The 10,988-nt window shown below is 66.3% G+C and carries 10 protein-coding genes and 1 pseudogene; 8 read left to right on the top strand and 3 right to left on the bottom strand.

Annotation, left to right across the window (positions count from 1 at the left end; translation table 11 throughout):
- From ACM6JT_RS27110 to phaR, 3 genes and pseudogenes are all read left to right on the top strand, one after another.
- Positions 1-154, top strand: a pseudogene (locus ACM6JT_RS27110) (acetyl-CoA C-acetyltransferase); the annotation flags it as partial.
- A gap of 120 nt (positions 155-274) precedes the next feature.
- Positions 275-1,015: a 3-ketoacyl-ACP reductase gene (locus ACM6JT_RS27105; RefSeq protein WP_034181301.1), complete on the top strand. Its 741-nt coding sequence runs from the start codon at positions 275-277 to the stop codon at positions 1,013-1,015.
- Between the two features lie 119 nt (positions 1,016-1,134).
- A complete protein-coding gene (phaR, locus tag ACM6JT_RS27100; protein ID WP_034181302.1) occupies positions 1,135-1,701 on the top strand; it encodes a polyhydroxyalkanoate synthesis repressor PhaR in 567 nt (188 codons plus the stop codon).
- A 291-nt stretch (positions 1,702-1,992) separates the two neighbouring features.
- Here the strand turns inward: phaR and ACM6JT_RS27095 are convergent, their stop codons facing one another.
- The 3 genes from ACM6JT_RS27095 to ACM6JT_RS27085 form a co-directional block, all read right to left on the bottom strand.
- Entirely contained in the window at positions 1,993-2,247 is a 255-nt protein-coding gene (locus tag ACM6JT_RS27095; protein ID WP_034181303.1) for a hypothetical protein, read from the bottom strand.
- A 191-nt stretch (positions 2,248-2,438) separates the two neighbouring features.
- Positions 2,439-3,785 carry a M16 family metallopeptidase gene (locus ACM6JT_RS27090; RefSeq protein ID WP_414857649.1) on the bottom strand — a complete coding sequence of 449 codons (1,347 nt, stop codon included), beginning with the start codon at positions 3,783-3,785 and terminating at the stop codon, positions 2,439-2,441.
- A complete protein-coding gene (locus ACM6JT_RS27085) occupies positions 3,782-5,146 on the bottom strand; it encodes a M16 family metallopeptidase (RefSeq protein ID WP_414857648.1) in 1,365 nt (454 codons plus the stop codon). The genes ACM6JT_RS27090 and ACM6JT_RS27085 overlap by 4 nt, the downstream gene beginning before the upstream one ends.
- Positions 5,147-5,573: 427 nt before the next feature.
- Between ACM6JT_RS27085 and rimO the strand changes: the two genes are divergently transcribed.
- From rimO to ACM6JT_RS27060, 5 genes are all read left to right on the top strand, one after another.
- A complete protein-coding gene (gene rimO / locus ACM6JT_RS27080; protein ID WP_105393576.1) occupies positions 5,574-6,935 on the top strand; it encodes a 30S ribosomal protein S12 methylthiotransferase RimO in 1,362 nt (453 codons plus the stop codon).
- A gap of 3 nt (positions 6,936-6,938) precedes the next feature.
- Entirely contained in the window at positions 6,939-7,865 is a 927-nt protein-coding gene (locus ACM6JT_RS27075; protein WP_175749494.1) for a sugar kinase, read from the top strand.
- A gap of 69 nt (positions 7,866-7,934) precedes the next feature.
- Complete coding sequence (gene bktB, locus ACM6JT_RS27070; RefSeq protein ID WP_414857647.1) at positions 7,935-9,125, top strand: beta-ketothiolase BktB; 1,191 nt, start codon at positions 7,935-7,937, stop codon at positions 9,123-9,125.
- 18 nt (positions 9,126-9,143) lie between these two features.
- Positions 9,144-9,686 (top strand): hypothetical protein, encoded by a 543-nt coding sequence (locus ACM6JT_RS27065; protein WP_034181309.1) that lies wholly within the window; start codon positions 9,144-9,146, stop codon positions 9,684-9,686.
- A gap of 113 nt (positions 9,687-9,799) precedes the next feature.
- A complete protein-coding gene (locus ACM6JT_RS27060) occupies positions 9,800-10,981 on the top strand; it encodes a cystathionine beta-lyase (RefSeq protein WP_034181310.1) in 1,182 nt (393 codons plus the stop codon).
- Positions 10,982-10,988 lie beyond the last annotated feature (7 nt).

Below are 10,988 nucleotides of genomic sequence, written 5' to 3'. Positions count from 1 at the left end.
AGCGATCGCGATCGGCCACCCGATCGGCGCGTCGGGCTGCCGGATCCTGGTGACGCTGCTGCACGAGATGGCCAAGCGCGATGCGAAGCGCGGGCTGGCGTCGCTGTGCATCGGCGGCGGGATGGGTGTCGCGCTCGCGGTCGAGCGTCCGTAACCGGTCATCCGTAACCGGCGAACCGAATCCGGGCGCCGGCCGATTGCGGCTTCGGCCGGCGCCACGTGAAGTCAGAGGGGGCCTCGGCAGCTCTCGAAACCAAAAAATGGAGTGAGATTTATGTCTCAGCGAATTGCGTACGTAACGGGCGGGATGGGCGGCATCGGCACCAGTATTTGCCAGCGTCTGTTTAAGGACGGCTTCAAGGTCGTCGCGGGCTGCGGCCCGAACTCGCCGCGCCGCGTGAAATGGCTCGAGGACCAGAAGGCGCTCGGGTACGATTTCATCGCGTCGGAAGGCAACGTCGGCGACTGGGACTCGACCAAGGAAGCGTTCGACAAGGTCAAGGCCGAAGTCGGCGAGATCGACGTGCTGGTCAACAACGCGGGCATCACGCGCGACGTCGTGTTCCGCAAGATGACGCACGAAGACTGGACCGCCGTGATCGACACCAACCTGACGAGCCTGTTCAACGTGACGAAGCAGGTGATCGACGGGATGGTCGAGCGTGGCTGGGGCCGGATCATCAACATTTCGTCGGTGAACGGCCAGAAGGGGCAATTCGGCCAGACCAACTATTCGACCGCGAAGGCCGGCATTCACGGCTTCACGATGTCGCTCGCGCAGGAAGTCGCGACGAAGGGCGTGACAGTCAACACCGTGTCGCCGGGCTACATCGGCACCGACATGGTGAAGGCGATCCGGCCCGACGTGCTGGAGAAGATCGTCGCGACGATCCCGGTGCGGCGTCTCGGCGGGCCGGAGGAAATCGGCTCGATCGTCGCGTGGCTCGCGTCGAACGATTCCGGCTTCGCGACGGGCGCCGACTTCTCGCTGAACGGCGGCCTGCACATGGGTTGAACGCCCGGGCTGCGCGGGCCGGGTGGCCGTGCAGCCGGGTGTGTTCCGAAGGCCCCCGCCTCCCGGGTTCGGGCGGCGGGGATTCGTCACTTGCGCTACGCTGCACTGAAAGGCGTTACATGACTACTACAAAGAAGACGGCCGAACGGCTCATCAAGAAGTACCCGAACCGCCGGCTCTACGATACCGAGACAAGCACGTACATTACGCTCACCGACGTGAAGCAGCTCGTACTGGAGCAGGAGGACTTCAAGGTCGTCGATGCGAAATCCAACGAAGACCTGACGCGCAGCATCCTCCTGCAGATCATCCTCGAAGAGGAAAGCGGCGGCGTGCCGATGTTCTCGTCGTCGATGCTGTCGCAGATCATCCGTTTCTACGGTCACGCGATGCAGGGCATGATGGGCACGTACCTGGAAAAGAACATCCAGGCGTTCATCGACATCCAGAACAAGCTCGCGGATCAGTCGAAGAACATGTACGACACCAATGCGATGAATCCGGAAGTCTGGTCGCAGTTCATGAACATGCAGGCGCCGATGATGCAAGGGATGATGACGAGCTACATCGAGCAGTCGAAGAACATGTTCGTGCAGATGCAGGAACAGATGCAGAACCAGGCGAAGTCGATGTTCAGCACGTTCCCGTTCAAGCAGCCGGGTTCCACGGAGCCGGAGAAGAAGTAGCGATTTTGCGGCAGGCCGGCCGCGGCGGCGCGAGCCGTCGAAGGGCCGATGCCGTGAGAAGCGTGGTGCGCTGCGGCCCATCGTGTGCTCGGGCACGACGATGCGCGGCTGCCGCCTGCCGGAAGGCGCCGCCGACGGTCGTTCATGATCGTCGGCACCGCATGCCCGTGCCCGGGATGCCGGGTCTGGCGTTGGGTGAGGCCGTTTCCGAAATGCTGGCTTAGTGCAGGCGGAAGGCTCCGTCAGGACGGCCGGACAGACACCCGGCTCGGTGTGTTCGCCCGCCTTCGCTCACAGCGCCGAACTGAAATCCTGGTGATCGTCCGGCGGCGGAAGGTCGAGAACGAGCTTGACCGCGCTGTAGTTGGCCTTCAGCGAAAACACGCGGCCGATCACGAGAAACGTCTGCCGCGAATTCTCGATCTCGACGAAGTCGCCGGGTTGCGGCACGTGGGCACCCTGGTCGTAGGAAAAGCTCGTGCTGGTTTGCTCACCGATGGCTTCTGCCGCGTGCTGGGTGAATTCGATCGTGATGTGGGTGGTCATGCGAGCCCCGTTGGGTGGATGGAAGAGAGCGAAGGCTTCGATTTTCGCATAGCGGCGGTGCGCTTCCGCGGCGATTGTTGCGCGACCGCGATTGCCGCTCGTGCTTGCCCGCTGGTCTACGCACATGCGATAGCAACGACCCGGCCGAAGCCGGGTCGGGAGGGCGGGACGAAGCGGAGCGACCGCTACCGCTACCTCTCCGCAAACGTCCCTGCTTGCACCAACGTCATTTGGCCGGGGTCCAGGTATTTGCGGATGGCGGTGTTGACCTGTTCCACGGTCAGCGCGCGGACGCGCTCGGGGTAGGTGTCCAGGTCGCTTAGCGGTTGGTCCTGAAGCACCGTCTGGGCGAGCATGGCGGCCATCTGCCCGGTGGTTTCCATCGCGACCTGCTGGCGGCCGATCATGCCGTCCTTGCGTGCATCCAGTTCCGTCTGGGTGATGCCCTGTTTCCACCAGGCGTCCAGTACCCGACGGGTGCTGGCGATGCCCTTGTCCAGCAGAGGCGGGGCGAAGTTGGTGTTGACGACGAAGCCGCCTTCCATCAACGAGAGGCCGGACAGGCCGGCGCCGATGCCGTAGGTCAGGCCTTCCCGGTCGCGCACGGTCGCCATCAGGCGGCCGGTGAAGCCGCTGCCCAGGATGGCGATGCCCGCGCTCAGGGGCAGGTAGTCGGCGTCGCTGGCGCGCAGGTCGATGGCTTGCCCCATCGCCACGCTGATGGACGCCTTGTCCTTCATCGCGATGCGCTGCGTGTCGGCCCGACTGGCCAGGCGTGCCGGCCCCTGCCGTACGAGCGCCTTGCCGCCGCTCCAGCCCGCGAAGGCCTCGATCAACTTGGCCTGCAGGCCGCGAGGGTCCGCACCGCCGACCACGACTACGGTCATGTGTGCCGGGCCGTAGTACGTGCGATGAAACGCCTTGATGTCGTCCAGCGTCGCGGCGGCAATGGCCTCGAGCATCCGCTCGCGCGGCACCGGAGCGTTGACATGGGCCTCGGGGTAGATGGCCAGCGACAATGCATCGCGTGCCCGTATGCCCGGGACTTCCCCGCTTTGGCGGACGCCGGCCTCCAGCCGGGTCTTGGCCCGGGCCAGTTCGTCGGCCTTGAAGGCAGGCGCGCGCAACTGCTCGGCCATCAGGTCGATCAGGGTAGGCAAATCCCGGGTCAGGCTCTTGCCGTATATGCCGACGTAGCCCGCCGCGGTCTGGAACGACAGCTGGGCGCCCAGGCTATCCAGCAGCGTGGAGATCGCCACCTTGTCGCGACGGGTGGTGCCCGCCTCCAGCAGCATGCCGGTCAGCAAGGGCACGGCGGGATTGGCCGCCTTGCTGGCCGTGTCCGCATCGCCCAGCGGCATCACCGCGGCAACGGACACCATTTCGCGCGGCGCCATCGGATAGACCAACAGGTCGATGCTGCCGGCCTGGGCGCGCACCACGCGATCGGCGATGCCCGCCTGAGCCGCGACAGGCAGCCACAGCATGGCCAGCGTTGCCACCCATGACAGCAAGCGATTGAAACGAACACGCATCATCTCGACTTCTCCGGAACGAACCAGCCGGTGGTGCTCTGGTCTTCAACGAGGTATTGGCGGGCCACACGCTGCACGTCGGCCGGCGTGACTTTTTCGAGTTGTCCCAGCTCGGTGACGAACAAGGTCCAATCGCCTTGCGCGACCGCTTCGCCGAGCAGTGCGGAAGTCTTGCTGACGCCGTCGCGCTGGTAGATCTGCTCGGCCCGGTAAGGGCCCAGCACGCGCTGGATATCCTCGCGCGTCACGCCCTGGGTCTTGATGCGTTCCAGTTCGGCCCACGCGATTTTCTCGGCCTGATCATGCTGGGCGTTGGGCGACAGGTTGATCGTGATCACGAACGGGCCGGGATCGCGTCGCGCCTGGAAGCCGGCGCCGGCATGCGTGGCGATTTCGGTGTCCACCAGCGTGCGATACAGCGGGCTGGCCTTGCCCTCGCTCAATACCAGGCCGAGCACGCTCAGCGCGGCCGCATCGGGATGCAGCGCGTTGGGTGCCTTGAAGGCCATGATCAGGCCGCCGGTTTCGCCGGCCCGCTTGAGCACCAGCCTCCGCGGCCCCTGTTGCGGCGGTTCCTCGGTGATCATCGCCGGGATCGCATGGGGCGCGCGCGGAATGCCGCCGTAGTACTGCCTGATCCAGCCCAGCGCCTGCGCCGGCTGGAAATCGCCGACCAGGATGACCACCGCATTGTCCGGCCAGTAGAAGGTGTCGTAGAAGCTGCGCAGCTTGTCGACGCTGGCATGCTCGATGTCGCTGCGCCAGCCGATGGTGGGATGGTGGTAGGGATGCGCCTGATAAGCGGTGGCCAGCACCTGCTGGAACAACGCATGGAAAGGACGGTTCTCGCCGCGCTCGTACTCGTTGCGCACCACCGTCATCTCGCTGGCCAGGTCCTCCGGGCGCAGCAGCAGGTTGCGCATGCGGTCGGCCTCGATCGCGATATAACCTTCCAGCGCGTGGCGTTCCAGCGTGCCGAAATAGTTGGTGCGGTCCATCGACGTGGTGGCGTTGAAGCTGGCGCCCGCCCGCTCCAGATAGTCGTTCACCGAGTTGCCCTGGTCCTTCGAGTAGTGCCGGCTGCCCTTGAACATCAGGTGTTCCAGCAGGTGGGTGTTGCCGGTGGTGCCGGCGGCCTCGTTACGCGAGCCGACCCGGTACAACACCTGGAAACTGACCACCGGCGCGGCAGGGTCGGGCAGGGCAAGCACGGTGAGGCCGTTGGCGTCGAGGCGGTATTCGTCGATACCGGCCAGGGAGCGCACATGGGTAAAGCCCGGTATCTGGCTGGATTGGGCCATCGCCGTGCCTGCGATCAGCAGGCACAGCGAGAGCCCTGTCCGTATTGAACGCGGCAATGACATGGGACTTTTTCTCGTGGACACGATGAACGTGAAGGGTTAGGGGCTGGCCAGTGCGGCCAGCGAGGGGCCAGGCGTATTTTCGCGGCGCTGCGCACGACGCTCGATGCTACGTGGCATCGGGTTCATCGTGGAATGAGACGGGTTCGAATTTTTCGTGGCAAAAGGAAGAAAGCACGGGCGCGAGGGGCAGGTGTCGTCGCAGCCGGGGCAGGAACTGTCTCGGGCGATCCAGGGGGGGCGTCGTACCTCTGCGGCGGTCGCTCGCCCCGAAGTGAAAGGGTTGCATCAAACTCTGATTCATGACCCGCCGCCCGTCGTGCGGCGTATTCGAACTGGCGTCCATGTTGCCGCCAGCCGTTCATTTTGGCTCGCCGACCCATAAATAGCTGTAAACTCACGCTTTTGCCGCCACGCCCGCACATTCCAGATGTCCCAGTCCCCCAAAGTAGGCTTCGTTTCGCTCGGGTGCCCGAAGGCGCTCGTCGATTCCGAACAAATCATCACCCAGTTGCGCGCCGAAGGTTATGAAATCTCCGGCACCTACGACGGCGCCGACCTCGTCGTCGTCAACACCTGCGGCTTCATCGACGAAGCCGTGCAGGAAAGCCTCGACGCGATCGGCGAAGCGCTGACCGAGAACGGCAAGGTGATCGTCACCGGCTGCCTCGGCGCGAAGTCGAGCGCGAGCGGCTCGAACCTGATCGAGGAAGTGCACCCGAAGGTGCTCGCCGTCACCGGCCCGCATGCGGTGGGCGAAGTGATGCAGGCCGTGCATTCGCACCTGCCGAAGCCGCACGACCCGTTCGTCGACCTCGTGCCCGCGGCCGGCATCAAGCTCACGCCGCGCCACTACGCATACCTGAAGATCTCCGAAGGCTGCAATCACCGCTGCACGTTCTGCATCATCCCGTCGATGCGCGGCGATCTCGTGTCGCGTCCGGTCGCCGAAGTGATGCTCGAGGCCGAGAACCTGTTCAAGTCGGGCGTGAAGGAACTGCTCGTGATCTCGCAGGACACGAGCGCTTACGGCGTCGACGTGAAGTACCGCACGGGCTTCTGGAACGGCAAGCCGATCAAGACGCGCATGACCGACCTGGTCGCCGCGCTCGGCGAGCTCGCCGCGCAATACGGCGCATGGGTGCGCCTGCACTACGTGTATCCGTATCCGAGCGTCGACGAAGTGATCCCGCTGATGGCCGAAGGTCCGTTCAAGGGCCACGTGCTGCCGTATCTCGACGTGCCGTTCCAGCACGCGCACCCCGAAGTGTTGAAGCGCATGAAGCGTCCGGCGAACGCCGAGAAGGTGCTCGAGCGCGTGCAGAAGTGGCGCGAGATCTGCCCGGACCTGACGATCCGCAGCACGTTCATCGCGGGCTTCCCCGGCGAGACGGAAGAGCAGTTCGAAACGCTGCTCGACTTCATCCGCGAAGCGGAGCTCGACCGCGTCGGCTGCTTCGCGTACTCGCCGGTCGAAGGCGCGACCGCGAACGAACTCGACGGTGCGCTGCCGGACGAGGTCCGTGAAGAACGCCGCGCGCGCTTCATGGAAGTCGCCGAGGAAGTGTCGGCGAACCGCATCCAGCGCAAGGTCGGCAAGACCCTCAAGGTGCTGATCGACGAAGTCGGCGAAGAAGGCGGGATCGGCCGCACGGCAGCCGATGCGCCGGAGATCGACGGCGTCGTGTATGTCGAGCCGGCGACGAAGGCGTCGAAGCGCTACAAGGTCGGCGATTTCGTGTCCGTGAAGATCACGGGCGCCGACGGCCACGATCTGTGGGGCGAGGTGTAAGCGATGAGCGCCGCATTTCCGGAGATCCTCGCGCTCGGCGAGGCGATGATCGAATTCAACCAGTCGCAGCCGGGCCGTCCGGAATTCCTGCAGGGCTTCGGCGGCGACACGTCGAACTTCTGCATCGCGGCGGCGCGCCAGGGCGCGTCGACGGGCTTCGTGTCGGCGATCGGCGACGATCCGTTCGGCCGCCTGCTGGCCGACATGTGGCGCGCCGAGCATGTCGATACGACGTACGTGCGGATCGATCGCACGGCGCCGACCGGCGTGTATTTCGTCACGCACGGCGCCGACGGCCACCAGTTCGACTATCTGCGCGCGGGCTCCGCGGCGAGCCGCTACACGGCGGGCGACCTGCCGCTCGACGCGCTGGCGGCGGCGAAGGCCGTGCACCTGTCGGGCATCAGCCTCGCGATCAGCACGGCCGCGTGCGATGCCGCGTTCGCGGCGATCGACCATGCGCGCCGCAACGGTGTGAAGGCCAGCTTCGACACGAACCTGCGCCTGAAGCTGTGGCCGCTGCCGCGCGCCCGCGCGGTGATGCGCGAGGCGCTGCGCCAGACTGACATCTGCCTGCCGAGCTGGGACGACGTCACGGCGCTGACGGGCGCGAACGATCGCGACGCGATCGTCGACGCGATGCTCGAACACGGGCCGCAGGTCGTCGCGCTGAAGCTCGGCAAGGACGGCGCATATGTCGCGACGCCGAACGAGCGGCGCGTCGTGCCGGGCTTCGCGGTCGAGGCCGTCGACGCGACGGGCGCGGGCGACTGCTTCGGTGGCGCCTTCGTCGCGCGGATCGTCGCGGGCGACGATCCGTTCGCGGCGGCGCGCTATGCGAACGCGGCGGCGGCGCTGTCGACGACGGGCTACGGCGCGGTCGCGCCGATTCCGCACCGCGATGCGGTGGAGCGCCTGATGCAAGGCTGACGCGGCATGCGCACGCCGGCCACGGCCCCGCACGATCCATTCATTCGAACAGAAGGATGAGGAGGCAACATGCAACGCGAAGTGGTGGTGGTGAGCGGCGTGCGTACCGCGATCGGCGAATTCGGCGGCAGCCTGAAGAACATCGCGCCGACCGAGCTCGGTGCGCAAGTCGTGCGCGAAGTGTTGCGGCGAGCGCAGGTGTCGGGCGACGAGGTCGGCCACGTGGTGTTCGGCAATGTCGTGCACACCGAACCGAAGGACATGTATCTCGCGCGCGTTGCCGCGATCAACGGCGGCGTCGCGCAGCATGCGCCGGCGCTCACGGTCAACCGGCTGTGCGGCTCCGGGCTGCAGGCGATCGTGTCGGCCGCGCAGGGCGTGCTGCTCGGCGATGCTGACATCGCGATCGCGGGCGGCGCGGAGAACATGAGCCGCGCGCCGTATTCGATTCCGGCCGCGCGCTTCGGGCAGCGCATGGGCGACATGCGCGCGGTCGACATGATGGTCGGCGCGCTGAACGATCCGTTCCAGACGATCCACATGGGCGTGACGGCCGAGAACGTCGCCGCGAAGTACGGTATTTCGCGCGACGCGCAGGACGCGCTCGCGCTCGAATCGCACCGTCGCGCGTCGCATGCGGCGAAGGCCGGCTACTTCAAGGAGCAGATCCTGCCGGTCGAGCTGATCGGCTCGAAGAAGGGCACGCCGGTCGTGTTCGATCGCGACGAGCACGTGCGCCACGACGCGAGCCTGGACGACTTCTCGAAGCTGCGGCCCGTGTTCGTGAAGGAGAACGGCACGGTGACGGCCGGCAACGCGTCGGGCATCAACGATGCGGCGGCAGCGGTGCTGCTGATGGAGCGCAGCGTCGCCGAGAAGCGCGGCGCAAAGCCGCTCGCGCGCCTCGTTGCCTATGCGCATGCGGGTGTCGATCCGGCCTACATGGGGATCGGTCCCGTACCGGCCACGCAAAAGGTGCTCGAGCGCGCGGGGCTGACGGTTGCCGATCTCGACGTGATCGAGGCGAACGAGGCATTCGCCGCGCAGGCATGCGCGGTGACGAAGGAGCTGGGTCTCGACCCGGCAAAGGTGAATCCGAACGGGTCCGGCATTTCGCTCGGCCACCCGATCGGCGCGACGGGTGCGCTGATCACCGTCAAGGCGCTGTACGAGCTGCAGCGCATCGGCGGCCGATACGCGCTCGTGACGATGTGCATCGGCGGCGGGCAGGGCATCGCCGCGATTTTCGAGCGAATCTGAAGCAAGGAGCAACGCAAGGTGGGTCGATATTCGGAATGGCAACGGGCGCTTGTCGTCGCATGCGCGCTGGCGGCGGGCATCGCGCTGCCGGGCGCGGTCGCGGCGCAGGCCGTCGCGCCGGGCGCGCAACAGGATGAAGCGGCACCCGCGCGGCCGCTGCGGCCGAATCCCGAATTCGCGCGGTTGCCGCGCTACGAAGGCACGCTCGGCGACCGGCCGATCGTCGTGCATCTCGGCCCGAAGACGGACGAGGAAGGCGTGCACGGCGAATACCAGTTCGCCGATACAGGCGAGGTGGTCCTGCTCGCGGGCGATCGCGATGGCGATACGCTCGAGATCGAGGAATCGAACGACGGCACGAACATCTCCGGCGTATGGATCGGCCGCTTCGACACGACGGGCGACCTGAAGGCCGACCGGATGAACTCGGACGAGTCGGACCCGCAGCCCGTCGTGCTGCGCCTGGCGCCGGGCAAGCGCGCGGCGCTGCAGGTGCGCGACGGCCGCGTGCAGGAAATCGAGACAGTGGGCGGCGTCGTCAATCTGCGCACCGACGACTGAGCCCGCGCTGGCTCGGCGTGCGCGGCGCGCATTGTACCGGGCCAAATGCGCCGATTTTGGCTAATCTAGCGACATATTCCGCAACCGAACGGCCTTGTGCCCGGCTTCCTGTCATGACTGCATCCACTCCCAAGCGCGCGCTGCAAACCCGCATCGTTCAACCCGACGACGTCATTCCGGAAGGCTTCCGCTCGTTCGTGCCGCCGGTCGCGCGCGCATCGACGGTCGTGTTCCCCGATCTCGCGACGATGCGCGCGCTCGTCTGGCACAACGACAACCAGTGGCGCTACGGGCTGCATGCGACGCCGACGTCGCTCGCGCTCGCGCAGCGGCTCGCCGAGATCGAGGGCGGCACGCACGCGCTGCTGCAGCCGTCGGGCCTCGCGGCGATCATGAACGTCTACTTCGGGATCGTGAAAGCCGGCGACGACGTGCTGATTCCGCACAACGTGTACGGGCCGAACGCCGATTTCGGCAACTGGCTCGCGAAGGATTTCGGCATCGCCGTGCGCTTCTACGATCCGCTCGTCGGCGCCGGCATCGCCGAGCTGATCCAGCCGAACACGCGGCTGATCTGGATCGAGGCACCCGGCTCGGTGACGATGGAAGTGCCCGACGTACAGGCGATCACGGCGGCCGCGAAGGCGCGCGGCATCGTCACCGCGATCGACAACACCTATTCGGCCGGGCTCGCATTCAAGCCGTTCGAGCACGGCGTCGACATCTCGGTGCAGGCGCTGACCAAGTATCAGTCGGGCGGCAGCGATGTGCTGATGGGCGCGACGATCACCGCGGACGCGGAACTGCACGCGAAGCTGAAGCTCGCGCGGATGCGCTGCGGGATCGGTGTGTCGGTCGACGATTGTTCGCTCGTGCTGCGCAGCCTGCCGAGCATGCAGGTGCGCTTCGACGCGCACAGCAGGAGCGCGCTCGCGCTCGCGCAATGGCTGAAGGCTCGGCCGGAGATCGCTTCGGTGCTGCATCCGCAGATCGCCGACTGCCCCGGGCATGCGTCGTTCATGCGCGACTTCACGGGCGCGGGCGGGCTGTTCTCGGTGGTGTTCGACGCGCGCTACAGCGCGGAGCAGATCGACCGCTTCGTCGAGTCGCTCGAGCTGTTCGCGATCGGCTGGAGCTGGGGCGGCGCGTGCAGCCTCGCGATGCCTTATGACGTCGCGTCGATGCGTCCGGACTGGCCGCATCGCGGCACGCTGGTGCGTTTCTACGTCGGTCTCGAGGACGAAACCGACCTGCGCGCGGATATCGAGCGCGCAATGCAGGCCGTACTCGGCTGATCGCAGG

The organism is Burkholderia sp. IT-111MI5, assembly GCF_949752865.1.
Classification (GTDB): domain Bacteria; phylum Pseudomonadota; class Gammaproteobacteria; order Burkholderiales; family Burkholderiaceae; genus Burkholderia; species Burkholderia pyrrocinia_C.
Note: the sequence above shows the minus strand (reverse complement) of the source record. Positions and strands in the feature narration are given on the sequence as shown.

Excerpts from the sequence above, each read along its gene's own strand:
- ACM6JT_RS27090 (WP_414857649.1), bottom strand. The coding sequence starts at position 3,785 with ATGATGCGTGTTCGTTTCAATCGCTTGCTGTCATGGGTGGCAACGCTG.
- bktB (WP_414857647.1), top strand. The coding sequence starts at position 7,935 with ATGCAACGCGAAGTGGTGGTGGTGAGCGGCGTGCGTACCGCGATCGGC.
- ACM6JT_RS27085 (WP_414857648.1), bottom strand. The coding sequence starts at position 5,146 with ATGTCATTGCCGCGTTCAATACGGACAGGGCTCTCGCTGTGCCTGCTG.
- ACM6JT_RS27095 (WP_034181303.1), bottom strand. The coding sequence starts at position 2,247 with ATGACCACCCACATCACGATCGAATTCACCCAGCACGCGGCAGAAGCC.
- rimO (WP_105393576.1), top strand. The coding sequence starts at position 5,574 with ATGTCCCAGTCCCCCAAAGTAGGCTTCGTTTCGCTCGGGTGCCCGAAG.
- ACM6JT_RS27060 (WP_034181310.1), top strand. The coding sequence starts at position 9,800 with ATGACTGCATCCACTCCCAAGCGCGCGCTGCAAACCCGCATCGTTCAA.
- ACM6JT_RS27105 (WP_034181301.1), top strand. The coding sequence starts at position 275 with ATGTCTCAGCGAATTGCGTACGTAACGGGCGGGATGGGCGGCATCGGC.
- phaR (WP_034181302.1), top strand. The coding sequence starts at position 1,135 with ATGACTACTACAAAGAAGACGGCCGAACGGCTCATCAAGAAGTACCCG.
- ACM6JT_RS27075 (WP_175749494.1), top strand. The coding sequence starts at position 6,939 with ATGAGCGCCGCATTTCCGGAGATCCTCGCGCTCGGCGAGGCGATGATC.